This window comes from Ruegeria sp. CDSA020, from assembly GCF_059612345.1.
Map to the genome: position 1 here is coordinate 27,428 of NZ_JBXWQK010000006.1, position 25,154 is coordinate 52,581.

27 protein-coding genes, 1 tRNA gene and 1 pseudogene are annotated in these 25,154 nt (G+C 56.3%); 14 read left to right on the forward strand and 15 right to left on the reverse strand.

Annotation, left to right across the window (positions count from 1 at the left end; genetic code table 11):
* Nucleotides 1–5: 5 nt before the first annotated feature.
* Together AC2FJW_RS11665 and AC2FJW_RS11670 are read left to right on the forward strand one after the other, a co-directional pair.
* Nucleotides 6–1,082: a Gfo/Idh/MocA family protein gene (locus AC2FJW_RS11665; protein ID WP_496750144.1), complete on the forward strand. Its 1,077-nt coding sequence runs from the start codon at nucleotides 6–8 to the stop codon at nucleotides 1,080–1,082.
* Entirely contained in the window at nucleotides 1,079–2,200 is a 1,122-nt protein-coding gene (locus tag AC2FJW_RS11670; RefSeq protein WP_496750145.1) for a Gfo/Idh/MocA family protein, read from the forward strand. The genes AC2FJW_RS11665 and AC2FJW_RS11670 overlap by 4 nt, the downstream gene beginning before the upstream one ends.
* Here the strand turns inward: AC2FJW_RS11670 and AC2FJW_RS11675 are convergent.
* Nucleotides 2,191–2,627, reverse strand: a pseudogene (locus AC2FJW_RS11675) (transposase); the annotation flags it as partial. The gene AC2FJW_RS11670 and the pseudogene AC2FJW_RS11675 overlap by 10 nt on opposite strands.
* 182 nt (nucleotides 2,628–2,809) lie before the next feature.
* On the opposite strand from AC2FJW_RS11675, the gene AC2FJW_RS11680 reads away from it, so the two are divergent.
* Nucleotides 2,810–3,244, forward strand: a complete 435-nt coding sequence (locus AC2FJW_RS11680) for a hypothetical protein (RefSeq protein WP_496750146.1) — start codon at nucleotides 2,810–2,812, stop codon at nucleotides 3,242–3,244.
* Between the two features lie 260 nt (nucleotides 3,245–3,504).
* Here AC2FJW_RS11680 and AC2FJW_RS11685 read toward each other — a convergent pair.
* Nucleotides 3,505–3,594, reverse strand: a tRNA-Ser gene (locus AC2FJW_RS11685).
* 204 nt (nucleotides 3,595–3,798) lie between these two features.
* Between AC2FJW_RS11685 and AC2FJW_RS11690 the strand changes: the two genes are divergently transcribed.
* From AC2FJW_RS11690 to AC2FJW_RS11725, 8 genes are all read left to right on the forward strand, one after another.
* Entirely contained in the window at nucleotides 3,799–4,983 is a 1,185-nt protein-coding gene (locus AC2FJW_RS11690; protein WP_496750147.1) for an SPOR domain-containing protein, read from the forward strand.
* Between the two features lie 64 nt (nucleotides 4,984–5,047).
* Nucleotides 5,048–6,169 (forward strand): D-alanyl-D-alanine carboxypeptidase family protein, encoded by a 1,122-nt coding sequence (locus AC2FJW_RS11695; RefSeq protein WP_281994856.1) that lies wholly within the window; start codon nucleotides 5,048–5,050, stop codon nucleotides 6,167–6,169.
* A complete protein-coding gene (gene tmk / locus AC2FJW_RS11700) occupies nucleotides 6,166–6,789 on the forward strand; it encodes a dTMP kinase (RefSeq protein ID WP_496750148.1) in 624 nt (207 codons plus the stop codon). Before AC2FJW_RS11695 ends, tmk begins: the two co-directional genes overlap by 4 nt.
* Nucleotides 6,790–6,799: 10 nt before the next feature.
* Nucleotides 6,800–7,921, forward strand: coding sequence for a DNA polymerase III subunit delta' (locus tag AC2FJW_RS11705; RefSeq protein ID WP_496750149.1), 1,122 nt, complete (start codon nucleotides 6,800–6,802; stop codon nucleotides 7,919–7,921).
* The gene (locus tag AC2FJW_RS11710) at nucleotides 7,918–8,724 is read left to right on the forward strand and encodes a TatD family hydrolase (protein WP_496750150.1); all 807 of its coding nucleotides are present in this window, start codon (nucleotides 7,918–7,920) and stop codon (nucleotides 8,722–8,724) included. Before AC2FJW_RS11705 ends, AC2FJW_RS11710 begins: the two co-directional genes overlap by 4 nt.
* Nucleotides 8,721–9,518, forward strand: a complete 798-nt coding sequence (locus AC2FJW_RS11715) for an MBL fold metallo-hydrolase (protein WP_496750151.1) — start codon at nucleotides 8,721–8,723, stop codon at nucleotides 9,516–9,518. Before AC2FJW_RS11710 ends, AC2FJW_RS11715 begins: the two co-directional genes overlap by 4 nt.
* A gap of 62 nt (nucleotides 9,519–9,580) precedes the next feature.
* Nucleotides 9,581–10,513 carry an AEC family transporter gene (locus AC2FJW_RS11720; RefSeq protein ID WP_142634838.1) on the forward strand — a complete coding sequence of 311 codons (933 nt, stop codon included), beginning with the start codon at nucleotides 9,581–9,583 and terminating at the stop codon, nucleotides 10,511–10,513.
* Between the two features lie 69 nt (nucleotides 10,514–10,582).
* A complete protein-coding gene (locus AC2FJW_RS11725; RefSeq protein ID WP_496750152.1) occupies nucleotides 10,583–11,281 on the forward strand; it encodes a CbiX/SirB N-terminal domain-containing protein in 699 nt (232 codons plus the stop codon).
* Between the two features lie 45 nt (nucleotides 11,282–11,326).
* Here AC2FJW_RS11725 and AC2FJW_RS11730 read toward each other — a convergent pair whose 3' ends face one another.
* From AC2FJW_RS11730 to AC2FJW_RS11750, 5 genes are all read right to left on the reverse strand, one after another.
* Nucleotides 11,327–12,322, reverse strand: a complete 996-nt coding sequence (locus AC2FJW_RS11730) for a diguanylate cyclase domain-containing protein (RefSeq protein WP_496750153.1) — start codon at nucleotides 12,320–12,322, stop codon at nucleotides 11,327–11,329.
* Complete coding sequence (locus AC2FJW_RS11735; RefSeq protein WP_496750154.1) at nucleotides 12,319–12,906, reverse strand: heme NO-binding domain-containing protein; 588 nt, start codon at nucleotides 12,904–12,906, stop codon at nucleotides 12,319–12,321. The genes AC2FJW_RS11730 and AC2FJW_RS11735 overlap by 4 nt, the downstream gene beginning before the upstream one ends.
* Nucleotides 12,907–13,027: 121 nt before the next feature.
* The gene (locus tag AC2FJW_RS11740) at nucleotides 13,028–14,587 is read right to left on the reverse strand and encodes a trimethylamine methyltransferase family protein (protein ID WP_496750155.1); all 1,560 of its coding nucleotides are present in this window, start codon (nucleotides 14,585–14,587) and stop codon (nucleotides 13,028–13,030) included.
* 118 nt (nucleotides 14,588–14,705) lie between these two features.
* Nucleotides 14,706–15,401 carry an HAD family hydrolase gene (locus AC2FJW_RS11745; protein ID WP_496750156.1) on the reverse strand — a complete coding sequence of 232 codons (696 nt, stop codon included), beginning with the start codon at nucleotides 15,399–15,401 and terminating at the stop codon, nucleotides 14,706–14,708.
* A gap of 25 nt (nucleotides 15,402–15,426) precedes the next feature.
* Nucleotides 15,427–15,711 carry a DUF3572 domain-containing protein gene (locus tag AC2FJW_RS11750; protein ID WP_142634849.1) on the reverse strand — a complete coding sequence of 95 codons (285 nt, stop codon included), beginning with the start codon at nucleotides 15,709–15,711 and terminating at the stop codon, nucleotides 15,427–15,429.
* Nucleotides 15,712–15,798: 87 nt separating this feature from the next.
* On the opposite strand from AC2FJW_RS11750, the gene AC2FJW_RS11755 reads away from it, so the two are divergent.
* The gene (locus AC2FJW_RS11755) at nucleotides 15,799–17,199 is read left to right on the forward strand and encodes a diguanylate cyclase (RefSeq protein ID WP_496750311.1); all 1,401 of its coding nucleotides are present in this window, start codon (nucleotides 15,799–15,801) and stop codon (nucleotides 17,197–17,199) included.
* A gap of 5 nt (nucleotides 17,200–17,204) precedes the next feature.
* Here the strand turns inward: AC2FJW_RS11755 and AC2FJW_RS11760 are convergent, their stop codons facing one another.
* From AC2FJW_RS11760 to AC2FJW_RS11775, 4 genes are read right to left on the reverse strand one after another with little or no spacing between them, the layout of a single operon-like run.
* Nucleotides 17,205–17,678, reverse strand: coding sequence for a periplasmic heavy metal sensor (locus tag AC2FJW_RS11760; RefSeq protein ID WP_496694900.1), 474 nt, complete (start codon nucleotides 17,676–17,678; stop codon nucleotides 17,205–17,207).
* Entirely contained in the window at nucleotides 17,675–18,016 is a 342-nt protein-coding gene (locus AC2FJW_RS11765; protein WP_496750157.1) for a hypothetical protein, read from the reverse strand. The genes AC2FJW_RS11760 and AC2FJW_RS11765 overlap by 4 nt, the downstream gene beginning before the upstream one ends.
* On the reverse strand, nucleotides 18,009–18,623 hold the full coding sequence (locus AC2FJW_RS11770) for an RNA polymerase sigma factor (RefSeq protein WP_281972822.1): 615 nt from the start codon (nucleotides 18,621–18,623) through the stop codon (nucleotides 18,009–18,011). Before AC2FJW_RS11770 ends, AC2FJW_RS11765 begins: the two co-directional genes overlap by 8 nt.
* A 6-nt stretch (nucleotides 18,624–18,629) precedes the next feature.
* Entirely contained in the window at nucleotides 18,630–19,097 is a 468-nt protein-coding gene (locus AC2FJW_RS11775) for an EF-hand domain-containing protein (RefSeq protein ID WP_496750158.1), read from the reverse strand.
* A gap of 223 nt (nucleotides 19,098–19,320) precedes the next feature.
* Here AC2FJW_RS11775 and AC2FJW_RS11780 point away from each other — a divergent pair, with 223 nt between their 5' ends.
* Nucleotides 19,321–19,719: a DUF983 domain-containing protein gene (locus AC2FJW_RS11780; protein ID WP_142634860.1), complete on the forward strand. Its 399-nt coding sequence runs from the start codon at nucleotides 19,321–19,323 to the stop codon at nucleotides 19,717–19,719.
* A gap of 25 nt (nucleotides 19,720–19,744) precedes the next feature.
* Entirely contained in the window at nucleotides 19,745–20,449 is a 705-nt protein-coding gene (locus AC2FJW_RS11785; RefSeq protein ID WP_496750159.1) for an NUDIX hydrolase, read from the forward strand.
* A gap of 6 nt (nucleotides 20,450–20,455) precedes the next feature.
* Here AC2FJW_RS11785 and AC2FJW_RS11790 read toward each other — a convergent pair whose 3' ends face one another.
* From AC2FJW_RS11790 to nuoN, 4 genes are read right to left on the reverse strand one after another with little or no spacing between them, the layout of a single operon-like run.
* Complete coding sequence (locus AC2FJW_RS11790) at nucleotides 20,456–22,123, reverse strand: ribonuclease J (RefSeq protein WP_496750160.1); 1,668 nt, start codon at nucleotides 22,121–22,123, stop codon at nucleotides 20,456–20,458.
* Nucleotides 22,120–22,899: a type III pantothenate kinase gene (locus AC2FJW_RS11795; protein WP_496750161.1), complete on the reverse strand. Its 780-nt coding sequence runs from the start codon at nucleotides 22,897–22,899 to the stop codon at nucleotides 22,120–22,122. Before AC2FJW_RS11795 ends, AC2FJW_RS11790 begins: the two co-directional genes overlap by 4 nt.
* A gap of 11 nt (nucleotides 22,900–22,910) precedes the next feature.
* Nucleotides 22,911–23,660: a biotin--[acetyl-CoA-carboxylase] ligase gene (locus tag AC2FJW_RS11800; RefSeq protein WP_496690841.1), complete on the reverse strand. Its 750-nt coding sequence runs from the start codon at nucleotides 23,658–23,660 to the stop codon at nucleotides 22,911–22,913.
* Between the two features lie 36 nt (nucleotides 23,661–23,696).
* Complete coding sequence (nuoN, locus tag AC2FJW_RS11805) at nucleotides 23,697–25,139, reverse strand: NADH-quinone oxidoreductase subunit NuoN (protein WP_496750162.1); 1,443 nt, start codon at nucleotides 25,137–25,139, stop codon at nucleotides 23,697–23,699.
* Between the last annotated feature and the right edge of the window lie 15 nt (nucleotides 25,140–25,154).

The following is a 25,154-nucleotide window of genomic DNA, read 5'->3' on the forward strand; positions in this document are numbered from 1 at the left end:
TTCCAATGGCCAAATTCCGGATCGTCGGCATCAGTTTCGATCACATGCATATGGGTGACTTGCTTCGGATGGTGCACGATCATCCAGACGCTGAAATCGCCGGTATATTCGATCCTGATTGGGACAAGATGAAGGCGGCGGCAACGGCATTCAGCGTTCCCGAAGATCGGATCTTTACCGACTTCGACACATGCATGGCTGCGGGACCCTACGACATGGCAATTCTTTGTGTGGCAACGGCTCAGCATGCGGAATATACTGAACGTCTGGCCTCTTACGACCTGCATGTTTTTGTCGAAAAGCCCTTTGCCGCATCTTCTGATGATGCGCGCCGCATGATGGCTGCAATGGATAGGACCGACAAGCAGTTGATCATCAACTGGCCATTACGATGGGTCGAAAGCCACGTCACGGCCAAACGGTTGATTGATGAGGGGATGATCGGCAACCTGCGCGAAGTGCATTTCTACGACGGAAATCGCGGCCCCCTATACCATCTGGCCGACAAGGTCGAAGTCACCCCGGACGAGGTTGAGCGTCAGAAACCGAACTCATGGTGGTATAAGCGGGCATCGGGTGGTGGGTCGCTGTTGGATTACCTTGGCTACGGCGCGACGCTTGGAACTTGGTATTTAGGGGGAAAGGAGCCGATCGAGGTGACATGCACAGTCGATGAGACGCCGGGGATTGAGGTCGATCAACACGCCATTGCCGTTTGCCGTTATGAAACGGGGCTCTCAAAAATGGAAACGCGCTGGGGCACCTTCACCGACCCGTGGACAGCGCAACCTCAACCAACTTGCGGATTCGTCTTTGTGGGCACAGACGGCACCATTTCATCGCCCGATTATGCCGATCACATAACGGTTCAAACCCGCACACGACCTGACCGGCACGAGATACCAGTGACTCCGCTACCGTTAGGTGAACGAAATGCGATTGAGTACGTCCTTGACTGCATATCCAGAGAAATCCCGGTCAAAGGGCCACTGGATCCAGCACTTTGCCTGACAGCGCAACGGATCGTCGATACGGCGCTCCGCTCGGCATATGAAAAACGAACACTTCGGTTACTCGCATGACCTCAGACAGTGCCAATACAGACCAGTACGCACTAAAATCTGCGCATCGGCACGAAATCGATGCGCCGGATCTGCAGTATCTTCCACCAATGCCTCGACGCTATAGACCCCGGATCGGGGTTATTGGTACGGGTGGGATTTCTGCAAGCCATCTTGATGCCTACCGAACAGCAGGCTGGGACGTCGCCGCAATCTGGAACCGTACGCGCGCAAAGGCTGAAGAGAAAGCTGCTGTTTACTGCCCGTCTGCCCGCATCGAAGATGACTGGGAGGCGCTTCTTGCCGATAGCGAGATCGACGTTGTCGATGTCACGCTGCACCCCGAACATCGCGTGCCAATCATCAAAGCTGCCTTGCAAGCGGGCAAACACGTGCTCAGCCAGAAGCCTTTTGTCACCGACCTCGATCTGGGTAATGACCTTGTGAAGCTGGCAGATGATCAAGGCGTTAAACTAGCGGTAAACCAGAACGGTCGTTGGTCCCCGCACCTGTCCTGGATGCGTGAGGCGGTTTCAGCCGGATTGATCGGTGATGTTCTGTCGGCCCATATCTCAATTCACTGGGATCACAGCTGGACTGCAGGTACCCCGTTTGACGAAATCGACCAGCTGATACTTTACGACTTTGGAATTCACTGGTTCGACTTTCTTGCGTCTCTTGTCGGAGACAGAGCAGAAAGCGTCTTTGCAACTGCTACATCTGCGCGCGGCCAAGCCAACAAAGTGCCTCTGATGTCGCAGGCTCTGGTTCGTTTGGACCAAGGCCAAGCAAGCCTGGTTTTTGACGGGGGCGTTCCCTATGGGCCTCGCGATACAATATACGTTGCAGGTACGACCGGTAGCCTGACATCAGTTGGACCGGATCTGTCGACGCAATCTGTGACACTTGAGACAGCGCATGGCATTGCGCGGCCTGCACTCGAAGGACAATGGTTCAACGACGGGTTTCGTGGCGCCATGGGGGAGCTTCTTTGTTCAATTGAAGACGACCGAGAGCCCTCAACATCTGCAAGAACCAACCTAAAATCATTGGCCATCGTTCTCGCCGCGGTTGCTTCGTCTAAACGCAAAAGGGAGGTCGAGATAGGAAGCATTAGGCACAAGACACATAGCGAATAGATGACCAAAGCGGCGAGAGCGATTTCTGAGAGGAAGACTTTGAGACACCTGTCGAACCGCCGCGCCAGTCCTTCAATCTGCCAAAGATGATCTCAATCCGATTGCGGCGTTTGTAGCGGCACTTGTCGTATCGGACAGTTGTCTTGCGCTGTTTGCGGCCTGGGATGCACGCGCGTATCCCTTTATCTTTCAACGCTTCTCTAAACCAATCGGCATCATATCCGCGCTCACCCAGCAACCATTCGACATTTGGCGGGCTGCTGACCAATGCCCTCGCGCTAATGTAGGTGCTGACCTAACCGGCAGTGACAGACAGATCCCAGGGGTTTCATTCGCCATTGTGCTTTAACCAATAGCGCAAAAGGGCTCATCTGTCACAAACCGCATGCAACTTTGTGTTCATGCCGGCCTTGGTGTGCCCGATCAGACATGTGCACCGCTCATTTTGAACGCGATGAATCACGCAGCCAAACGGAAATCAATGGGCCTAAATTATTGTTGTCGCGTGACGTCTTCCACTGAAGCAGAATATACTCCAGCATAGTCCGCGCAGTCTCCAGACCGGTTGCTGGGCAAAAGATTGGTGATGTCCTGAGCCGCGTTCTGAGCATGAGCTTGAACGGCAGTAAATCCAGTAAGAAGCGCGCTGAATGTCAAAACACTCACTCGCATGGTTCGATCTCCTTAGGGTTTTCAGAAATCCAAAAATATGTTGCTCGATGGGAGTTGATGTCAGTCATCCTATCCTCAAAACGCGACGCGGTCCCCTCCTTTCAAGTCCAGGATTTCTCTCGCTTCATCGGGAGTTGCGACCTGACTGCCTTTCTCTCACCGAAGATTCAGGTCGCGATTCTCGACGGCACCCGGCCGCCCGAGCTCACACTCAAGCGTCTGGTCAGCGTTACCCACGCACTTGATTGGGCCGAACAGGAATGTCGTTCGACTTTTGACACCTCAAGAACCGGCCTCCCAGATACAGGGTTCGCCCTCCTTGATCTGTGGGAACAATTCCCTACTCCACCTTTTTGGGAATTTGCAGCATAGACCTCTGAAAAACATACATTTCTGAGAGGAGAAACTCTGGGTTCCAGACCGATCTCACGAAAATTCCCTGTAAGTTGCCGGGTATCAGGGAAATCCCTCCCAAAGCGACCCCGCCAAAATGCGCCACTGAGACTGAGGCCTGAATTGCGTTCTGAGTGTACGGTTTGCTCCGTCTTTGATTGAAAGCGCATGCGCCAACTCGCGGGAATTGCGGCACAATTCCGGGTCAGAAAATACAACTGAAGTGAGACAAGTATGAGTGGCGGGGAGACAGGGATTCGAACCCTGGGGACGCTCTCACGCCCAACGGTTTTCAAGACCGCCGCATTCGACCACTCTGCCACCTCCCCGCGTGGGGCCGGGTCTAAGGCTATCTTTAAACGGTGGCAAGACCAAATAGGGAAATCTTGCCGAAGCCTGTGCAGCAGACTTTCCATGGCCGAACGTGCAGGCTATGCTTTGCGTGAAAGACCGTGACAGGCTGGCAGTTCAGAACCAGCGATCGGCGGCGGGGTACGATGAAAGAGGCCCCTTACAGGCAAGGGATTGCAAATATGGATCGAGCGACCACGACACGCGCAAAACCGCGGGCACTCGCGGTTCTGGTAATAACAGTTGCGGCTCTGTCAGGGTGCGACGAGGCCCTGACATCGGGTGGAACATCCACCGAGCAGGCGGACGAAAGCGTGCAGGACGACGGCAAATTAGAGCTGTTTCCCAAAACGACAGGGAACGCGCGTGATGATGTTGAAGCTCCTGATGTCTTCAAGGTCACCGAAGCCGGTTTGTGGGATGGGCGCCCCTCGTTGGGCGGAATCTGGGTCGCGCACCCGGACGTTACACAGCCTGAACGTGTCCGGATAACGAATACAAAGAACAACAAATCCGTAACCGGCGCACTTTTCCGCCGTGAACGCAACCTGCCGGGCCCTGCGCTGCAACTGTCTTCGGCTGCCGCCGCAAAACTGGGTATCCTCGCAGGCGCACCGACTCGGGTTGAAGTTGTTGCCCTGCGGCGCAAGCCTGCCGAGAAAGTAGAAGAAAAAGCTCCTGAGCCCGAAGAGGTCGCTGAACCCGAAGAGACCCCAACGGCTGAGGCGGTTGAACCTCAGGACAAGAAAACCGATAGCCAGGCCACGGCAGATGTGTCCGAAGACGTTGATAAACCAGCCAAGCGTAAATGGTGGCAAAAGAAGGCTCCAGTTGCCGCAGCTGGTGCTGCGACAGCTGCAGCCGTGGCTGAAACCGCAGAAAAGACCGATAAGGCGGCAACAGAGATTATCGAGGCGGCGCCTGAGCCAGCACCAACCGCAAATCTGACCGATCCCACTGTCACGCCGCCAACCGAGGCTGCACCGAAGCGGAAATGGTGGCAAAAGAAGCCTGCCGACGAAATCACCGAAACACCTCTGGACCCGATTGAGGGCGCTGCAGCGGCCATCGAAGAGGCCGCCCCTACCCCGGCAGCAACCGCAGCCAGCACTGAGGCAACCACCGTTTCATCGCTTTCAAAACCGTTTATTCAGGTGGGCACCTTCACAGTTGAAGAAAATGCCGAAGGTGCTGCCGAGAAAATTCGGCGAAACGGGTTGCCTGCGAAAGTTCAAAAACTCGAAGCCAATGGCAAAACTGTTTGGAGGGTGATCGTTGGTCCTGCTTTGACGCGGGCGGAACGAAACGCAATGCAAAGCGACGTCAAAGATCTGGGCTTTTCTGACGCCTATACCGTGAAGAATTAAGCAAAAGGAGGTCCCCCTCGTGCTGTCCTCATTTCGATCATCTGTACTGACCCTCGGTTTGGCTATGTTTGCCCTGCCCGCACAAGCTTTCGATACGCAAGCCCGTGCTGCCTATGTCATGGACCAAACGACAGGAACCGTTCTTTTGTCCAAAGACGCAGACCAGCCGTTGCCGCCCGCGTCCATGTCCAAGCTCATGACCCTGTTTGTAGCATTCGAAGCGCTGCGGGACGGTCGCCTGGAACTGAATGAGGAACTTCCGGTTTCCGAACATGCGACCAGCTATAAGGGCTCAAGCATGTTCCTGAACACGCAGGACCGTGTACGGGTCGAAGACCTGCTGCGCGGGATCATAGTCCTGTCAGGAAATGACGCATGTGTTGTTATCGCCGAAGCCCTCAGCCCGGACGGAACCGAAGCTGGGTTTGCCCGGTTCATGACCCAACGCGCGCAACAGCTGGGCATGAATAATTCGAACTTTGCGAATTCGAACGGATGGCCAGCCGCAGGCCACATGATGTCTGTGCATGACCTCGCCATTCTGGCCGACCATCTGATCAGCGACTTTCCCGAATATTACCCTCTGTTCGCCGAGGAAGAGTTCGAATTCGACAACCGGGTGCCGTCAAATTCGCGTAACCGGAATCCCTTACTGAAACTTGGGATTGGTGCGGATGGGCTAAAGACTGGCCACACGCAAGAAGCGGGCTATGGCCTTGTAGGATCGGCACAGCAGGGGGATCGCAGGGTCATTTTCGTTTTGTCGGGGCTCGACAGCGTCGCTCGCCGCGCAGAGGAGGCTGAGGCCGTCGTTAACTGGTCGTTTCGCAATTTTGTCGAGAGGCAGCTTGCCGAAGCAGAAAAACCGATAGGACAAGCCGATATCTGGATGGGCACTTCGAAAACGGTTGATCTTGTCCCGCAAGAGGATTTGACACTGCTGCTGCCTGTTCTCGGGGATAAGAATGTTGAGGCCGAAATCGTCTATGACGGTCCGCTTGAGGCCCCCATCGCCAAAGGACAGGAAATCGCTGAGCTTGTCATCAAACCCGATGGCCTGCCCGAGATACGCAGACCCCTGGTTGCAGCGGAAAGCGTCGAAAAGGGTGGTTTCTTCGTGCGGATTATGACAGTTGGCGGCATTGTTGCGAAAGATGTCATCGGTAACCCGTTGGGCGCGATGTGACGGCGGGCGGGTTGTTTCTGACCTTCGAAGGCATTGACGGATCGGGCAAATCCTCGCAAGCGCGCCTGCTGGCCGAGCATTTGCGCGCTCTCGGGCATGATGTCGTACTGACGCGCGAACCTGGCGGCTCAGCCGGGGCCGAGGAAATCCGCAGGCTGGTTCTTGAGGGCGATCCCGACCGCTGGTCGGCCGAAACGGAAATCCTGTTGTTCACCGCTGCGCGCCGCGACCATCTGGAACGCACCATCGAACCCGCTTTGGCGGCGGGCAAGATCGTGATCTGTGATCGGTTTGCCGATAGCACCCGCATGTATCAGGGCCTGTCGCGCGGCGACCTGCGGGGATTGGTCGATCAGTTGCATAGGCTGATGATCAAACGTGAACCGGATCTGACCGTGTTGATCGACATGGATCCTGAAACCGGCCTCTCTCGGGCCAAGGGCCGGCAGGGCACCGAAGAACGGTTCGAGGATTTCGGCATTCACCTGCAACAGAAGATGCGGGCCGGTTTTCTGGAACTGGCGGATGAATTTTCCGACCGGTTTCGCCTGGTCGATGGCAACAGGGACATGGACAGTGTTGCCCGCGATGTGACAGATATCGTCATGCAAGCCTTGTGACGGACGATTGATGAACAACGACATCCCAATCCCGGACCAGGCACCCGGTGCCCTTCATCCGCGCGAAACGCCACATCTGTTTGGGCAGGCAGAGGCTGAGCAGGCCTTTCTTAGCGCTTATGCTTCTGATCGCCTGCACCATGGCTGGCTGCTGACCGGCCCCCGAGGTGTGGGCAAGGCGACGCTGGCCTGGCGGATCGCGAGGTTTCTGCTGGCGACCCCGGCTGTCGAAGAGGACGGGCTGTTTGGCGCGCCACCTCCCCCTGAAACGCTTGACGTTCCACCAGATCACCCGGTTGTTCATCGTATTCTGGCTGGTGCCGAGCCTGGCCTGGCCGCCATCAAACGATCCGTGAACGATCAGGGCAGGTTGCGGAATGAAATCGTTGTGGACGACATTCGCAAACTTGGGAAATTCTTCGGCCTGTCCTCGGCCGATGGGGGCCGCCGTGTCGTCATCGTAGATTCTGCGGATGAAATGAACATCAGCGCCGCCAACGCATTGCTGAAAATGCTCGAAGAACCGCCTGCGAGGACGACGCTGCTGTTGATTTCGCATCAGCCGTCGCGCCTTTTGCCCACGATCCGATCCCGGTGCCGCACCCTGCGCCTTTCGCCGCTGAACGCCGAAGATATGAACGCTGCACTGACCCAGACCGGGGCTGAGCTGACCGGGAACCCTGACCATCTGGCCGCTCTGGCTGGCGGGTCCGTTGGGGACGCTGTCCGCCTGATCAATCTTGGTGGGCTCGAAATCTATGCCGAGCTCATCGCGATCCTGGGCACCCTGCCCCGGATGGACAGGCAACGCGCTCTGGCCTTGGCCGAGGCCGCCGCACAGCGCGGAGCGGCTGAGCGGTTTGAATTGCTGCTGACGCTGATCGACATTGCCTTGTCACGTCTTGCTGTGACCGGTGCGACCGGTGCCCCACCCTTGCCAGAGGCCGCGCCAAACGAAGGTGATATCCTGTCCCGTTTGTCCAGATCGCCGGAGCAGGCGCGCCTTTGGGCGGAAACCGCAGCCCAGATCACCGCCCGCGCCCGCCACGGGCAGGCGGTGAACCTTGACCCTGCCGCTCTGGTCCTAGATACGGTGTTCAAGATACAGGAAACCGCCGGTCAGAACAGATGAGCGACACCCCCCAAATCACCGACAGCCATTGCCATCTGGACTTCCCCGATTTTGAAGGACAGTTGGACCTGATCGTCGCAAATGCGGCCGAAGCCGGTGTGACCCGGATGGTGACGATCTGCACCAGGCTGAGGAACGAACCGACTGTGCGCGCCATAGCTGAGGCTCACGCGCCGGTTTTCTACGCTGCAGGCACGCATCCGATGAGCGCAGTCGATGAACCGATGGCAACTGTGGACGAGCTGGTGGCACTGTCACAGCACCCCAAATTTGTTGGTATCGGTGAAACCGGGCTGGATTATCACTATACCGCCGACAGTGCGCAGGTTCAGCAGCAATCCCTGCGCGTTCATATCGAGGCCGCCCAGCGTACCGGACTGCCTTTGATCATTCATGCGCGCGCGGCGGACGAAGACATGGCCCGCATTCTGGCCGAAGAACACAGCAATGCCCCCTATTCCTGTGTGATGCATTGTTTTTCGTCTTCGGCCGAGCTGGCACAGTCCGCCCTGGATCTTGGGTTTTACCTGTCCATATCGGGCATCGCCGCTTTTCCCAAAAGCCAGGAATTGCGCGATATTTTTGCAAATGCGCCAGTAGACCGCATCCTGGTTGAAACCGACGCGCCCTATCTGGCGCCGCCCCCGTTTCGCGGCAAACGGAATGAACCGGCCTATACCGCCCACACCGCCCGCAAAGGCGCGGAGGTCTTTGGCATGGGCTATGCCGATTTCGCGGCGCAGACGCAGGCCAATTTCGAAAGACTTTTCACCAAGGTCGCCTCTTACAAGGCGGCGGCATGACCACGCTGCGCTGCACTATTTTGGGCTGCGGCTCGTCAGGTGGAGTGCCACGTCTTGGCGGTCACTGGGGCGACTGCGACCCCGAAAACCCCAGGAACATCCGCCGCCGCTGCTCGATGCTGGTCGAACGTGACGGGCCCGAAGGCACCACCTCGGTTCTGATCGACACAACCCCGGATATGCGCAGCCAGCTGCTGGACACCGGCACCGGGCGGTTGGACGGGGTGGTCTATACCCATTCCCATGCCGACCACGTCCACGGCATTGACGACTTGCGCATGATTGTCTTCAACATGCGCGAACGGGTGCCGGTCTGGGCTGATGGTGACACCCAGAATGATCTTTTGGGCCGATTTGGCTATGCCTTCATCCAACCCGAAAACTCACCCTACCCGCCGATCCTCAACCTCAAGACAATCGACGGCCCGTTCGAGATCACTGGCCCGGGAGGCCCTATCCCATTTCACCCCTTTAAGGTGAACCACGGTTCAATCGACGCGCTTGGTTTCAAAATGGGCAATCTGGCCTACCTGCCGGACGTGGCAGAGATATATGACGATGCCTGGACCACATTAAAGGGTCTGGACTGTCTGGTGATCGACGCGCTGCGCCGGTCCCCGCACCCGACCCATGCGCATCTGGAAAAGACCCTTGGTTGGATCGACCTGTTGCAACCAAAAACCGCGGTTCTGACCAACATGCATATCGATCTTGACTATACCACGGTCGACGCAGAAACCGCAGACAACATCACCCCTGCTTATGACGGCATGGTGATACATCAGGCTCTGTAGAGCCCTGGCCGAGATCATGCAGATATCCCTTCCCGCGCTGAAAACTGTTGCGGAACGCTGACATGCTGCAAAATCTCATTGAAGTCATCCTTCCAGTTTTTCTTGTTATTGGAGCAGGTTACGTCTCCACTCTTCTTGGATACTTCAAGGAAAACCACATTGATGGGCTGATGAAGTTCACTCAGGGTTTTGCAATCCCCTGCCTTCTGTTTCTTGCGATTTCACATCTCGACCTCAGTGTCAGTTTTGATCCTAAGCTGTTGATCAGCTTTTATTCTGCTGCTGCGCTTTGCTTTTGTGCCGGCCTGTTCGGCGCGCGACTGATCTTCAACCGCGAATGGGAGGATTGCGTCGCAATCGGTTTTTGCTGCCTGTTCTCCAATTCCGTCCTGCTGGGATTGCCGATTACTGAACGGGCTTATGGCCCTGAAAGCCTTACGGGCAATTATGCCGTCATCGCCTTTCACTCGCCGTTTTGTTACGGCCTAGGCATCACGGTAATGGAGGTGATCCGGAACCGGGGTCACGGAGGATCGCGAATGGTTCGCTCGGTCCTGACCGCGATGTTTCGCAACGCTCTGATTGTCGGGATCTCACTGGGTTTCATCGTAAATCTGTCCGGGCTCGGCGTGCCAGCCGTTGTGGATGATGCCCTTGGCCTGGTGACCCGCGCGGCCCTTCCCGGCGCGCTATTCGCGCTTGGGGGCGTTCTGGTTAAATACAGACCCGAAGGTGACCTAAGGGCGATCGCCTTTGTCTGCGGCGTTTCTCTGCTGCTGCACCCGAGCCTTTTCTGGCTTTTCGGATCCACCCTTGGACTGCCACAGGATCTATTCCGGTCCGGAGTGATGACAGCCGCCATGGCCCCTGGTTTCAACGCCTATATCTTTGCAAACATCTATGGCCGCGCCAAACGGGTTGCTGCATCCTCTGTTCTGTTGGGTACGGCAGTATCTATCCTGAGCGTCTGGTTTTGGCTGACCCTATTGGGCTGACGGTGCGGCAGGCGGATTGACTTTTACACGACGCGGCGCACCTATCGCTAAAGCGGACAGGACAGATTTATGACACACGCCCTTATCGTTACCCATGGCCAACCTTCTGACCCAGAACCAGCCGAAGCGGCCTTGGCGGCTTATGCGGCCGATGTAAATGCCCTGTGTGCCGGTGTTTCGGTTCATTCTGCAACGCTGGCAGCCCCTGGGGCACTTGACAGCGCACTGGACAAGATTCCCGGCGACGCCGTCATCTATCCCCTATTCATGGCCAAAGGGTGGTTTGTCACAGATGTGCTGCCGAAACGTATTGGTGACCGCCGAAACCCTATTCTGGATCCCTTGGGCGCGGACCCGGAATTGCCCCAGTTGGTCGCGCAAACCCTTGAGGGAACGCTGCAGGACAAAGACTGGCGGTCACAAGAAACGGACCTTGTGATCGCTGCGCATGGATCGGGCCGCAGCAGAAACCCTTCCGCCGTTGCAACGGCATTCGGCGACGCTTTGTTGCAACTGATACCACTTGGATCCCTGCGCCTTGGGTTTGTCGAAGAGGCCCCTTCGATTTCTGTGGCCGCCGCAGGAACCGGCGCCCAAACCCTGTGTTTGCCATTTTTTGCCTGCACGGGTGGCCATGTTCTTGAGGATGTGCCGCAAGAACTAAGCAAGGCCAAGTTCAAGGGACAGGTTTTACCGGTTGTGGGTGAACTGCCACTGGTGCAGCAACACATAGCGTCCGTTCTCAAAGCTTTTTCTTCATCGAAATAGAGTCGTCTGACCACATACACTTTGCCGGTTCCTTTAGGGGGAAACCTATCTGTGTGAGTGATCCACAAGCTGCGAATATAGACAGTGGCGAGACCGGCCATTTCGCTTGGCCGCATACAGGGCAAGGTCTGCCGCATGCAAAATCTCAGCCGGTTTAAGCGATGGAAACTGGGTCGAAAGCGCCGTGCCTATACTGGCTGAAACCTGGCACGACACGTTGTCGAACATCATCGGTTCCCGCAGACGTTCGATCAGCCTGCTGGCGATTGCAGAGAGAACACCCTCGTCCGTCAATCCTTTGTATATAATTACAAATTCGTCCCCGCCGACACGCGCCACTGTATCGTCTCCGCGGGTTTCCTCACCCATGATCCGCGCCGCTTGTTGCAACACATAGTCGCCCGCGGCATGCCCGAATTGGTCATTGACCGATTTGAAAAAATCAAGATCCAAATGCATCAGCGCGAATGGAGATTTGGACGAGATCATGTGATCCAATAGAACATCCATCGCCCGGCGATTTTTCAGCCCCGTCAGTGTATCTGTAAATGCCTTTTCCTCGGCGGCAAGCATCGCCCCTTGAAGGCGCAGGTTCAGAGATCTGGACGCCTCCATCGCTGCCGATTTCGCCTCGACCAGGTACAACAGCTCGATTGCCAGATCGGTGCCCGAGAAATCAGCGCTGGTCAGGGCATAATCCCGGACAGCATCCAGGATCGAAATCCCAAAGGACAGGTTGATCACCGCCCCCTTCCCCTCGGGCAGCGGAGCGATAAGGCCCTTCAATGCTGTGCGCGGGGCGTCATGGAACCTGAGCTGTAACTTGGTGCCGGCCTGGGACATCAAGCCTGAAACCGTGGTAACCGCCCTAGGGCGAAGCAGCTCAAAGATATCCAGAAAGCTTTGACCTTCCATCGGCTTTTCAGGGCGCAGCTTTTGCAAGGTTGATCCGACGCGAGTCACTTTCCCATCCTCGTTCACCAGCAAAAACATCGGGCACAGGGTTTGCAAAAGCTCTGCCAGATTATTCGCGTTCATCATGCTTTTCGCGCCCCTAAATCAAAATGCCGACCTTCTGAAAAAGCGCTTTCTACCAGAACGATTGAGATAAACTCGATCTCATCCTGCTGGCCCTCATGCGATAGCATGGCCAGAGCCCCGTAATCATCAGCCATCGCGCGCAATACACCAACCATGACGCTTGAAAAGCCAGGCAGGCCTGGATGGCAGGACAGTCTGTATTCCGTCGGTGAAAGCTCGTGCAATTCAAGTGCCGGAAGATTTAGATCCGATACGGCCAATCTGACCCGGTCAGACAGATCATCAAGCGAATGGAGAAATTCCAGATAGCTGACACCGCCAAATCGCAACAGACGGCGCAGGTCTTCCATGTTGGGATGAGACACAAGGTACGTTCCCAAGTCTTCAAGAACGTCACTGCGTGAACGTTTCAGGACCGTGCATACCTCATCCAATACCTGCTCGGTAATATCATCGTCGTAAACAAGCATGGCCTCGAACTCGGCAAAGCCCAGTTCGGCTGAATCCATCACGCGCATCCAGCACGGCTGCCCGTAGGTCACCGCAACAAAGGATTGAATCGCCCGGTTGATCAGACCATGCATGAGAGACCTCAAATTGGTTTCTCACGCAGTGTGCTCTGAAATTTGTTAACAAACACCCAACACTCGGGCGTCACCACATAGAATTCACGCAAGTATCGAAGTGGAAGTGACTGAGATTACGCTAGAAATCTGTCGGCGCTCCGCCTTCGGTTTTGCGTCGTGCGACAAAGTCAGCAAGCTCTTCCCGGATGCCCTCATCCATTGCCGGAGCTTCAAAGCTGGTGATGATTTCCTTGAACATGTGATGCGCGCGCTCAGCGGTCCAGACGCCTCCTGCGACTTCCCAACCCTCATAGTTCTTCCAGTCACTCAGAAACGGCTGATAAAACGCTGTGGTATAGCGATCCTGAGTGTGCTGAATGCCAAAGAAATGCCCGTCATTGCCGACTGACCGGATCGCATCCAGAGCAATCTCGTCAGGGCCGGTTGCCGTCAATTCCGGCTGCATATACCGCTGAATTTGCTGCAATATCTCGCAATCCATAATGAACTTTTCAGGGCTTGCGATCAGGCCACCCTCAAGCCAACCTGCAGCGTGATAGACCATGTTGGTGCCCGATTGCACCGCCGCCCATAATGAGTTCGAGGTTTCCCATACAGATTGGCCATCCGGAACGTTTGCCGCGCAGACACCCGAAGACCGCAGGGGCAGGTCATAAAATCGGGCCATCTGGCCGGTCATCTGTGTCGCCCGCATGTATTCCGGCGTTCCAAAAGCCGGAGCACCAGATTTCATATCCACATTCGAGGTGAACGTACCGATGACACAAGGAATCCCTGGTCGCACATATTGGAACAATGCAATCGCGCACAGCGCCTCGGCCAGGGATTGCGCTACTGCACCGGCCATTGTGACGGGGGCCATCGCCCCGGCCAAGGTGAACGGCGTCACAACAATCGCCTGCCCGCGCCGCGCCAACCTCAGGCAACCGTCGATCATGGGCTGATCGTGCTTCAACGGCGAGGTCGAGTTGATGTTGGTATACATCCTCGGCTTGGCTTCGAATTCTTCATGGCTCAGACCCCCTGCGATCCGCACCATTTCCATGACGTCTTCGACGCGTTCCTTGCCCAGCGAATAGGCATGCATCGCCTTATCGGTCAGAGTCAGCTTGTCGTAGAGAACATCCAGATGCCGGACGCTGGCATGTATATCCACTGGCTCGACCGGGTATCCGCCGGCAAAATGGATACAGTTGAAATACTGCGTCAACTTCAACAGGTTCCGGCACATCTCGCGATTTCCCGGTACCTTGGTGCCAATCTCCATATCCCAGTAGTTCGGCGGGGACGACACATTTCCGAACAGCAGGTTTTTGCCCCCGATCTCGATTGCGCGGTCGGGATTACGCGGTGTGATGGTAAAGGTGGATGGGGCTTTACGCACCATTTCCATGACAAAGTCCCGGCCCATTCGAACGTTGTCACCGTTGATCGTACATCCGGCCTCACGCAGGATTCCGATTGCCTCTTCGTTGTAGAACTCGATCCCGATCTCTTCGAGAATCCGCATTGCGCCCTCGTGGATCGCCGCGACGCCAATCTCGTCCAACGGTTCGGTTGGTTTGTCGATGTTGATCGGAGGGCTCCACGGCATCTGATCAATAACCGCTGCGCCCCGTCTCTCGGCGGCACCGGCCCGTCCTCCGCTGCGACCTCTGCGTGCTTTCTTGTCGGCCATTGGACACTCCTCGGAACTTGGCTTTCTAGAAGCAAGCCCCGAACGCGTACTGTTGGCCGCTCTGTCTGCGACAGGCTATGTCGGTTTCGACGTCTGAACCGCCGAATTCACAGCCCGATCACGCATTTTCGTACAACCAAGCAGGTATATGTCCGATGTTTGGCAAGACGACATCGGCCATCGCTTCGAGCGTTTCTGCACGCGCCAGACCCGTCAGAACCCCGATCGTCTTCATACCTGCTGCCCGTCCGGCCTGCAGATCATGCAGGCTGTCGCCCACCATTGCTATGTTTTCTGGGTTTACCCCCACATGCTGCGCAAAGGCGAAGAGTTGACCCGGGCCTGGCTTGAATCCGTGCCCACTGTCATAACCGGCGACAAAATCGAAATGTTCGCGGATCCCTGCAGACGAAAGATGTTCGGATGCGGGCATCTCTCCGTCATTGGTCGCAACACCCAGTTTCAGCCCAGCCTCGCGCAGCCCATCAAGGAACGGGATAAGCGGAACGGCCTGGGCTTGCGGAGATGAGGCCGACTCGGCATTCAACAGATCCACCAACTCTTCGCGCGGCACTTCCGGGACGTGCGGCTCTAGAACCTCGGCGATTTCTTCGACGGTGCCCGCAATGACAACACTGTCCTCAGAATAGGCAACCTGTTCGAGGTCAAAGCCGATCACCTGCCCAAGCTCGGCCGCCCGGGCATGATCTCCGTTCGTCACTCGCAGTAAAAAATTGCGCCCGAACGTGCCCCAGGTTTCCGCGAAATCAAACAAGGTACCGTCTTTGTCGAACAGGATGGCTTGGATTGGCATTGTGAAACTCCTGCCCGGTAGGCTTTCAGGTCCAATGAACTTCCGCGCCGCCAGACAACAAGGCGCGGGCCTGGCCCGGCTGATCATACGGCACAGAATTGACGTCACAAAACTCGACTACCCACGAATCGTCAAGCATTAGAAAATCCAGAACAGAGCCCAGAAACTCCGGCTCTGCTGCCCTGTCTTTTATGTCCTGTACCGAAGCCCCCGTCGAACCCAGAAATACAGGCAGCAGGTCATCATTGCCCACAAGCCAGGCAAGGGCATTCAGCGCCAGCGTTTCGGCGGATTGAGCGGAAATTGGCATAAAGAAGCCCCTGATCTGATATTGGAAAGGGTTTGTTAACCAGAGTCATAAACACTTTAGCAACGCATGCAATCAACGGTGACTGATATGTCGGTGCAAGGAACGATCCTTGTCCTGGACGGGACCTCAACCAATCGAATTATGCTGAAAGTACAGCTAACCGCGGCCTGGTATCACGTCGCACAGGGGGAAAATCTGCGGGGTCTTGATGGGCTGCTGAAACGTGTGCGCCCCGATTTAATTTTAACCGCGCAGTCATTGCCGGATGGAACAGCGGCTGATGTCAAGAAAGTGGTAATGGCCGACCCGGATCTGGCGGATATTCCCATTGTCGCTATCGCGCCGCAAAACGACAAATCCGCAAGGTTGAGGGCATTGTCAGATGGGTTGGACGATGTATTGGCGCACCCGTTCAAGGACACGTTGTTGCTAGCTCGGGTTCGCAGCTTGTTACGGGCACGTGCCGATACGCAGGAATTGCAAGACAATAGCGGATCGCCATGTTTGGGATTTGCCGAAGCGACAAGCACCTTTGCCGCGCCACCCAAAGCTGCGCGCGCCGCCCTACTGACGCAATCCCCTAAAACCGGGGCGCTTTGGCAGAAGGCGCTGTCCGAACATGCGCATCACAGTCTGTCAATTCACACGATATCAAACCTTCACCGCCTGCTTTCTGGCCCCATCCCGGACGCGATTATTGTCGAAATTGATGGCGAATCTTCAGGCCTGAGTATTCTGGCGGATTTGAAATCGCGCGGGGCAACGCGGCACACAGTGCTGATCGGCATCTTGAGAAAGGATGACGCGTCTCTGGCTGCCGAAGCGCTGGATCGTGGCGCGGATACCATCTGTATGGCGGGGTTCTGCCCCCGTGAAACTCTGTTGCGGCTTGATAACCAGCTTGCCCGCAAAAGCCGAATTGACCAGATGCGGGATTCTTTGCGGCGTGGCATCGCGGAATCCTGGGTGGATCCACTGACCGGCCTGCATAACCGCCGCTATGCAATGCGAGCATTGAAGCAAATCGCCCGGCAGTCTGCGCAGACCGGGCGCGGTTTTACCGTGATGGTGGCCGATCTGGACCATTTCAAATCAATCAACGACAAGTTTGGCCATGCCGGAGGCGATCAGGTCTTGATCGAAACAGCCAAGCGCATGTGCAATTCCATTGGTTCTGACGGCTTTGTGGCACGGATCGGGGGCGAAGAATTCTTGATCGGTCTGCCTGAAACTACGGGGCCTCGAGCATTGGGGATCGCACGAACCGTCTGCGATGACATCTGCCAGTGTCCATTTGACCTATCCGAGGCCGCCGAACCAATCGCAGTGACAATCAGCATCGGCCTCATTACAGCCGATGACAACACGTTTCGCCAGGGCATCCCACCCGCACCATTGGACAACATGATAAAATCTGCGGATACGGCCCTGTATGCTGCGAAAAAGGCGGGACGCAATCAGGTCATGGTCCAGAATCACGCAGCCTGATCCGGTCAGTCGCGCTTTCTGCCCGCTTTCGATTTTCGGTGCACCACATCTTCCAGACGATCAGCGTATTCGACGCGTTCTTTCGGGCTCATGGCTGACACACGGATCAGCCACTGTTCCTGCAAAGCAGACTGCATCTCTGACATCACCTGCGCCTGCTGACCCAACAAAGTCTCTACAGCGTCAACCGCGAAGGGTTCGGCACGAAGTGCGTCGCCAAGGGCTTGAAAATCCGCCGTCCGATGATCGACACCTTGGCGGTGCAGGCCCGAAAGCTCGGCCCGCATCGCCTGGCGTTCATGCTTGGGAAGCGCGCGATAAAGCGCCGATCCAAATCCCGGAGGGGCTTTGACGTGGTCATTGTTTCTGATGCGCAGCGCCGTGCCAACAACTGCACCGATGACTAGCAGATTGATAGCAAGGGACACGATCAGCAGAACAGGCATCCACCGGCGTTTAGGTTTTGACTGTTCGCTCATTCGCCTTCCTCCAGGAAGATTGTATTCAGATCCATATCCGCAACCTCAAAGCCAGAGGATTGCGAATAAAGCAACGTCGCCGGATCGGGCAAAAAGGCCGGGGCAGTCAATCCAATCCAGATGCCAGCAATGCCCGCGACCGCCAAACCTCCCATCCCCTGCCAGCCAAAGAAACTATCCAATGCCTGTGCCCAGAACCCTTGGGGCGATTTCTGAAGCCTTTGCAAACGAACGGTTTCCGCATCGACCAGAATACGACGGGCGAGAGCATCGGGTAACGGCTCATCTTCTTGACGGGCACGTAAAAACAGGTGATTCAGGTCGCTATTTTCATCCATCGGCATATCCCAACTCGTCTCTTCTTGCGGCTAACTGCTGTGCCAGTGCCCGCTTTCCCCGAGCTGTCAGACTCTCTACAGCTTCGACGGAAATATCCATGATTCCCGCGATTTCGGGATTGGGCAACTCTTCGATGTGGCGCAAGACAACAGCCTGACGTTGCCGATCCGGAAGTTGCGCCAACGCGAACTGCAGTGCGTCCAACCTAGCGGCATCCTGAAGGTGTTCGGTTGCACTGATCGCATCGCTTTCAGGTTCGGCAACATCAGAAAGACTGTCCGCCGATTTCTTCCGCCGAATATCGACACACAGGTTCAGAGTGACCCGGTAAAGCCAAGTCGACACCTTTGCCTGTCCAGCAACCCAATCCGGCGCCATCTTCCATAGGCGCATCATGGCTTCCTGTGTGACATCTTCGGCTTCGGCCCGGTCGTTCAACAGCCTGAGCGCCACCGAAAAACTGCGCGGCCCAAGCCGATCGGTCAAAATGCGTGCCGCATCAGCGTCACCCTCGGCGAACCGCCGCAACAATGCATCGTCTCCGGGGTCGCCCGCAGCCTGACTTTGGCTGCGAGCCCTCGTTGATGAGGTACTCAGGTCCCGCATCCTTCATTAGCTGTCGTCTGTGCCAGCCTTGTCACGTTTTTTGTGATGCCGGCCCATCCGGTTTTTCGCATCGGCAAATTCCTGTTCCGAGATCGTGCCATTTTTGTCCGCGTCGATGCGGTCAAACATCTTGCCAGCACGGCGCGGCTTGGGCAACTCATCATCGGATAAGAGGCCATCCTGATTGGCGTCGTGCTTTTCGAACATTTGATTCACACGCTCATTCGCCTTCTTCTGGCCAGCCGCTTGCATCTCGTCGACGCTCAACATGCCGTCGCCATTGGTGTCGGCATTGGTGAAACGCTGTTGCCTATAGGTTTGCATTTCTTCCTGCGTGACCTGACCATCATTGTTCAGGTCCAGCTCTTGAAAGGTCACGTCCTCTCGGCCTTTCGGACCGACAGCCAAGGCGGTTGTGCCTGTCAATGCAATGGCCGATACCAGAATGGCCGGGATAAGTTTCGCGCTTTTCATATCGTTTTCCTTTGTTTCTCGCGACCGGTTTGTCGCTGCTCACATAGGTTAAAACGGTGCAGTTTTCGGTTTCCGTCGCCCAATTTTATTTTTTTTCTGTTGCTCACTGCCAACGACCACATAATTTCCGGACATCTCATCGCGGCACAAAGCGACGCACCCCCCTTTTCTGTGGGGCAAAACAAGCGCAATATCAGGGCAATCTGAATGCGCGAGTTTCAAAATGACAGATCAAACGATCGACACAATATCCGAGAACGACCGTCCAACCCGGCCTGCGCTAATCAAAGGCTTCCGTTGCCGCTGCCCAAAATGCGGTGAAGGCAAGCTGTTGCACAGCTACCTGAAGGTGAATGACAGCTGCAGCAGCTGTGGTCAGGAACTGTTTCATCACCGTGCGGATGACGGTCCAGCCTATCTGACGATCCTGTTGGTCGGTCACCTGCTGGCGCCCGCTTTGCACATCTCTTATGTCCAGTGGCGCCCTGACCCGCTGAACATGTTCCTGATTTTTGCATTCGGATGTACAGCCTTGACACTGTTCCTGTTACCGCGAATGAAAGGGGCCGTTGTCGCCTATCAGTGGGCACGACGGATGCATGGGTTCGAAACGGACCGATGACTGGAATGATTGGGTCGGCCCTGAGATGAGTACAGACAAAACGGCTATACGGGACGCTGCAACCGTTATCGTGTTGCGGGACCGGATGACGAACCCTTCCATTTTGATGGGTCAAAGGGGCGCAAAAGCCGTTTTTATGCCGAACAAATTCGTGTTTCCAGGTGGCGCGGTAGACGCAGAGGACGCTCTGGTCCCGCTATCGGCTGACATGTCCCAGCTCTGCCGCGATCGGCTTACTGAACAGTCTCCGCCCGGGCTGCAGAATGCTTTGGCGGCCGCCGCAATCCGCGAGCTCTGGGAGGAAACCGGCCTGGTGCTTGGAGTTCCCGGCGCTTGGACAGGTGAGGTGCCGATTGACTGGCGAAGCTATGCAGAGGCAGGATTTCTGCCCTCTGCACAGGCATTGCAGTTTGTTTTTCGCGCCGTCACCCCGCCCGGCCGTACGCGCCGGTTTGATGCACGATTCTTTTTGGTAGATGCAGACGCCCTGCAAGGCGATCTGGATGACTTTGGCCGCGCTTCGGATGAGTTGTCTCACCTGCAATGGGTTCCGTTGAACAAGGCGCGCGAGCTTGATCTTCCCTTCATAACCGAAGTTGTTCTGGCCGAAGTTGCAGCCCGGGTCACACGACCCGAACCACCCCAAAGCGTTCCGTTCTTCCTCAATCAAGAAGAACAAAGCCTGTTCTTACAGATCAAAGGCTATCCAATGTCCGAACAGGACTTCTAGCCGAACCTACTTCATTCGGCTGATCACCGTGGTCACCTCGGGCTTTTTGCCGATCTCGGTCTTTGCTGTCTGACGCACGATCCGGCGCAATGCCTCTTCCAGCTTGTCATCGTCGCGCCGGGTTTTGGTATCCGCCCGCATGAGGAACTGGTTCAGGTCCTCTTCCAGAACTTCGACCAGTGCTGCGCGCGATGTTCCGGTCTCGGCCAAGCCCATCGTATCGCACCACGGTTCACCCAACGGTTCGTCTTCTTCGTCTAAAATAACCGTCACGGTTACATGCCCGTTCAAGGCCATGCGAATGCGGTCGCGGACAACTCCATCCAAGGCTCCGACCTTTACGGATCCATCCAGATAAGTTCGGCCTGTCTCGACGTAGTCGACGACCTTGGGGGCATTGCCGCTGAGATCCAGCATCGTGCCATTGACTGCCACAACCCCGGTACGACTACCCGCTTCGGCCAGTTTAGCATGTTCGCGCAGATGTCGGTGTTCACCATGCATGGGAATAACCATCTGCGGGTTGACTATGGCGTGCACTTTTTCCAGATCAGGCCGGTTGGCATGGCCAGAGACGTGATACAGACCCGAGCTGTCATCCACCACATCAACGCCTTTTTCGCTGAGCTGGTTCATGATGAAGATCACGCCCTTCTCATTGCCCGGTATCGTCTTCGACGAGAACAGGAACAGATCGCCTTCCTTCAACTCGATCCCGCGGTATTTACCGCGTGCAAGCTGGGCACTGGCCGCACGGCGTTCGCCCTGGCTGCCGGTTACGATCAGCATCAGGTTCTGGCGCGGGATATCTACGGCCTCTTCGGCGCTGATAACCTTGGGAAAATCCGTGAGAATACCGGTTTCCGTCGCGGCCTCGATCATCCGCCGCATCGCACGACCTAACAGTACGACCGAGCGTCCCGCGCGCTGCCCAGCCTCGGCCAGCGTCTTCACCCGTGCGACATTCGAGGCAAAAGTCGTCGCAACCACCATTGATTTGGCATTTTCGACCAATTTGGTGATCTCAGGCCCGACTTCGGATTCCGAGCGGCCCGCATGCGTTGAAAACACATTCGTGCTGTCGCAGACCAGTGCTTTCACACCGTCCTTTGAAATCTCTGCCCAAAGGTCTTGATCGAACGGTTCACCTACCACAGGGTTGGCATCCAGCTTGAAATCCCCTGTATGCACGATCCGCCCCGCAGGCGAGTCTATGACAAGCGCCGCACTTTCGGGGATAGAGTGCGATACCGGCAAAAACCCGACTGTAAACGGGCCAACCGTCACCTGTTCAGGCCAGGCTGACAGGGTCTGAACCGCGTCTGTCGGATGGGCTTTCTCTTCCATCTTGCGACGCGCGAGATTTGCGGTGAAGGCGCGTGCATAGATCGGGGCGCCCAAGTCGTCATAGCAATGCGCCACAGCGCCGACATGATCTTCGTGGGCATGGGTGACGAATACCGCCTCAAGCCGGTCGGCACGTTCTTTTAGCCAGTTGATATCGGCATGGATCAGGTCGACACCGGGTGTTGTGTCCATATCTGGGAAGGTTACACCAAGATCGACAAGGATCAGCTTCTCCTTTCCCGGCTTGCCATAGCCATAGACATAGGCATTCATCCCAATTTCGCCCGCCCCGCCCAGGGGCAGATAGATCAGTCGTTCACTGCTCATGTTGAGCCATTTTCCTTGTTATAGCGATGGATCACGGTCAGTCCGTGCATCGTCAAATCGTCTTCTATAGCGTCAAACCCAACATCTGCCTGATCGAACAGAGGCGCAAGCCCCCCGGTTCCCACGACTTTCATTGGCATGCCATATTCCGCCTTGATCCGGGCAATCAGCCCTTCGATCAGACCGGAATAGCCCCAATACACGCCAGATTGAATGCAGCCAACCGTATTTGTTCCAATCACTTTTTCGGGACGTGTGATGTCGATATGCGGCAACGCGGCGGCCCCCTGGTGCAACGCCTCAAGGCTCAGGTTTACACCTGGGGCGATGATGCCGCCGACATATGCTCCATCCGAAGACACCACGTCAAAGTTGGTGGCCGTTCCAAAATCGACAACAACCACATCCCCACCATGCCGTTCAAATGCCCCGGCCGCATTGGCCAGGCGATCCGGGCCAGGGACCGTACCCTCATCAATGCGCGGGCTGACAGGCAGCAGACACTCCGGCTTGCCCACGACCAATGGGCGACAGCCAAAGAACCGGTCCGCAAAGACGCGCAGATTGAAAACCACACGCGGCACGGTCGAGGCGATAATCACATCGGTGATATCAGCTTGGATCTCATAATGTTTGACCAGCGTAGAGTACCAGGTGAAATAGGCATCTGCCGTACGGGCATGGTGCGTAGACGTGCGCAGCGTGCAGACGAATTCCTTACCATCCCAAATCGAGAAAACGGTATTGGTGTTGCCGCAGTCGATGGCTAGAAGCATTGGTGCCCCTTTCAGAAAAATACGTCTGCCGCAGGTATGCTGACGCGGCCCTTCGCGGTGTTTAGGACAAGGTTACCGCCTGCGTCCACCGTTTCGAAGGTCCCGACCGTCTCAGTGGTGACAGTACGCGCGGTGATGACCTCGCCCAGCTTAGCTGCGCGGGACAACCAGGCAGCGCGGATGGGTTCGAACCCGTAGGTTACAAACTGGGCCTCAAAACGCGCATAGGCCGATGCAAGCTCGGTCAAAAAATCTTCGGTGGTGACATCTGCCCCTGTCTCGGACAACAGCGAAACCGGCCTTAGCGCACCTGGTTCGACTTTATCTGCAGTCGGTGCCTGCGCGAGATTTACGCCGATGCCGATTGCCAAATGCGAGACGTCTCGCCCCTGCCCGGTACTTTCCAGCAGAATCCCCGCAAGCTTACCACCGTTCAGCAACACATCATTGGGCCATTTTAGCGACAAACCCGATATGCGTCCGGTGACCGCCACACATGCATCAAACAGGGCCAAGGCAGCGACAAAACTGCGCAGAGCGGCCTGTTCCGGGCGTCCTGCGGGCCGCATCAGCAGCGTTGCGGCAAGATTTCCCTCGGGGTTGGTCCAGACCCGTCCGCGCCGACCGCGCGCCTGTGTCTGGCGGTGCGCCAGGATCCAGACCGGACCCTGAGCCATCGGCGCGATCCGGGCGGCTTCGTTCAGAGTGCTATCGACCTCTTGCAATACATGCAGGCCATATCCATCCGGCCAATCACTCATATCACAAGTACAATAGGCCGCGGGCAATGGTCGAAATCAGTTAACAAGCGTCGCCGCTGCAGCTGCCGCTGCGCCCTCAATCCCAAACTGATAGAATACGCCAACCAACATCAATGCAGCTGACCCCATCAGAGCAACCCACAGAACCGGAGACGAATTTGCGTCGATCGGGTCGTCATTCTCGGCACCGAAATACATATAGTATACGATCCGTAGGTAATAGAATGCACCGATCACCGAGGCGATGGCAGACATGATAACCAGACCGGTCAGGCCAGCCTCAATACCCGCTTGCCAGACGCCGAATTTCGCAAAGAACCCAAGCATTGGTGGAACACCGGCAAGGCTGAACATCAGGACCAGCACGGCCAGAGCCTTACCCGGATCGCGTTTGGAATACTGGCGCAAGGCGTCAATGTCGGTAACAGGTTTACCGTCCCGTTCCATCATCAGGATAAAGGCGAAAGTTCCGACATTCATGGTCACGTAAATCGCCAGATACATCAGCATCGCCTTGATACCCAGCTCGGTCCCAGCCGCCAGTCCGATCAGCGCATACCCCATATGGGCAATCGACGAAAACGCCATCAGCCGTTTAATGTCGCGTTGTCCGATGGCAGCCACGGCCCCCAACAGCATAGACAGAACAGACAAGAGTACGATCACCTGCTGCCAGTCCTTTACGACACCTCCAAATGCGTCGTGCAACACGCGGGCAAACAGGGCCATGGCGGCCACTTTGGGCGCCGTGGCGAAGAAGGCAGTGACTGGTGTGGGCGATCCTTCATAGACATCCGGCGTCCACATGTGGAACGGAACAGCCGAAACCTTGAACGCAAGCCCCGAGATCAGGAAGATCAACCCGAACAGCAACCCGAGGGTCACATCGCCGTGATGAACGGTCTGAATGATGCCCGAGAACAGCGTGGTCCCGGTAAAGCCGTATACAAGCGACGCCCCATAGAGCAGCAAACCCGAGCTAAGCGCGCCCAGAACGAAATACTTCAGTCCAGCCTCGGTGGATTTGGCGCTGTCACGGCGCAGCGCGGCGACAACATAAAGCGCCAGCGACTGCAGTTCGAGCCCCATATAAAGGGACATCAGATCGCCCGCGCTGACCATCATCATCATGCCAACAGCAGCCAGTGCCACCAGCAAAGGGTATTCGAACCGCAACAACCCGCGGCGGGTCATATAGTCCTGGCTCATCATCAAAACGGCTGCGGCAGATAGCAGGATCGCCACTTTGGCAAAGCGCGCGAATCCGTCATCAACGAACATGCCGTTAAACGCGATGTTCGTTCCGTCGCCATTTGTTGCGATCCAGAACGCCAGCAGCGCCATCAGCCCGGCGGTCACCCAAACCAGCGTCGGCGCTAGCCCGTCCTTGGTGGTGTAAACAGCCGCAAGCAATGCCGCCATCGCATATAGTGCCAGAACGATCTCTGGCAGGATAATTGTCAGATCAGCCTGGATCATGTCTCCAAAGCCTCC

Bases quoted from the DNA above. Each gene is read 5' to 3' on its own strand.
- AC2FJW_RS11665 (WP_496750144.1), top strand. From the start codon at position 6: ATGGCCAAATTCCGGATCGTCGGCATCAGTTTCGATCACATGCATATG.
- AC2FJW_RS11670 (WP_496750145.1), top strand. From the start codon at position 1,079: ATGACCTCAGACAGTGCCAATACAGACCAGTACGCACTAAAATCTGCG.
- AC2FJW_RS11680 (WP_496750146.1), top strand. From the start codon at position 2,810: ATGAGCTTGAACGGCAGTAAATCCAGTAAGAAGCGCGCTGAATGTCAA.
- AC2FJW_RS11690 (WP_496750147.1), top strand. From the start codon at position 3,799: ATGGATCGAGCGACCACGACACGCGCAAAACCGCGGGCACTCGCGGTT.
- AC2FJW_RS11695 (WP_281994856.1), top strand. From the start codon at position 5,048: ATGTTTGCCCTGCCCGCACAAGCTTTCGATACGCAAGCCCGTGCTGCC.
- AC2FJW_RS11705 (WP_496750149.1), top strand. From the start codon at position 6,800: ATGAACAACGACATCCCAATCCCGGACCAGGCACCCGGTGCCCTTCAT.
- AC2FJW_RS11710 (WP_496750150.1), top strand. From the start codon at position 7,918: ATGAGCGACACCCCCCAAATCACCGACAGCCATTGCCATCTGGACTTC.
- AC2FJW_RS11715 (WP_496750151.1), top strand. From the start codon at position 8,721: ATGACCACGCTGCGCTGCACTATTTTGGGCTGCGGCTCGTCAGGTGGA.
- AC2FJW_RS11720 (WP_142634838.1), top strand. From the start codon at position 9,581: ATGCTGCAAAATCTCATTGAAGTCATCCTTCCAGTTTTTCTTGTTATT.
- AC2FJW_RS11725 (WP_496750152.1), top strand. From the start codon at position 10,583: ATGACACACGCCCTTATCGTTACCCATGGCCAACCTTCTGACCCAGAA.
- AC2FJW_RS11730 (WP_496750153.1), bottom strand. From the start codon at position 12,322: ATGATGAACGCGAATAATCTGGCAGAGCTTTTGCAAACCCTGTGCCCG.
- AC2FJW_RS11735 (WP_496750154.1), bottom strand. From the start codon at position 12,906: ATGCATGGTCTGATCAACCGGGCGATTCAATCCTTTGTTGCGGTGACC.
- AC2FJW_RS11740 (WP_496750155.1), bottom strand. From the start codon at position 14,587: ATGGCCGACAAGAAAGCACGCAGAGGTCGCAGCGGAGGACGGGCCGGT.
- AC2FJW_RS11745 (WP_496750156.1), bottom strand. From the start codon at position 15,401: ATGCCAATCCAAGCCATCCTGTTCGACAAAGACGGTACCTTGTTTGAT.
- AC2FJW_RS11750 (WP_142634849.1), bottom strand. From the start codon at position 15,711: ATGCCAATTTCCGCTCAATCCGCCGAAACGCTGGCGCTGAATGCCCTT.
- AC2FJW_RS11755 (WP_496750311.1), top strand. From the start codon at position 15,799: ATGTCGGTGCAAGGAACGATCCTTGTCCTGGACGGGACCTCAACCAAT.
- AC2FJW_RS11760 (WP_496694900.1), bottom strand. From the start codon at position 17,678: ATGAGCGAACAGTCAAAACCTAAACGCCGGTGGATGCCTGTTCTGCTG.
- AC2FJW_RS11765 (WP_496750157.1), bottom strand. From the start codon at position 18,016: ATGGATGAAAATAGCGACCTGAATCACCTGTTTTTACGTGCCCGTCAA.
- AC2FJW_RS11770 (WP_281972822.1), bottom strand. From the start codon at position 18,623: ATGCGGGACCTGAGTACCTCATCAACGAGGGCTCGCAGCCAAAGTCAG.
- AC2FJW_RS11775 (WP_496750158.1), bottom strand. From the start codon at position 19,097: ATGAAAAGCGCGAAACTTATCCCGGCCATTCTGGTATCGGCCATTGCA.
- AC2FJW_RS11780 (WP_142634860.1), top strand. From the start codon at position 19,321: ATGACAGATCAAACGATCGACACAATATCCGAGAACGACCGTCCAACC.
- AC2FJW_RS11785 (WP_496750159.1), top strand. From the start codon at position 19,745: ATGAGTACAGACAAAACGGCTATACGGGACGCTGCAACCGTTATCGTG.
- AC2FJW_RS11790 (WP_496750160.1), bottom strand. From the start codon at position 22,123: ATGAGCAGTGAACGACTGATCTATCTGCCCCTGGGCGGGGCGGGCGAA.
- AC2FJW_RS11795 (WP_496750161.1), bottom strand. From the start codon at position 22,899: ATGCTTCTAGCCATCGACTGCGGCAACACCAATACCGTTTTCTCGATT.
- AC2FJW_RS11800 (WP_496690841.1), bottom strand. From the start codon at position 23,660: ATGAGTGATTGGCCGGATGGATATGGCCTGCATGTATTGCAAGAGGTC.
- nuoN (WP_496750162.1), bottom strand. From the start codon at position 25,139: ATGATCCAGGCTGATCTGACAATTATCCTGCCAGAGATCGTTCTGGCA.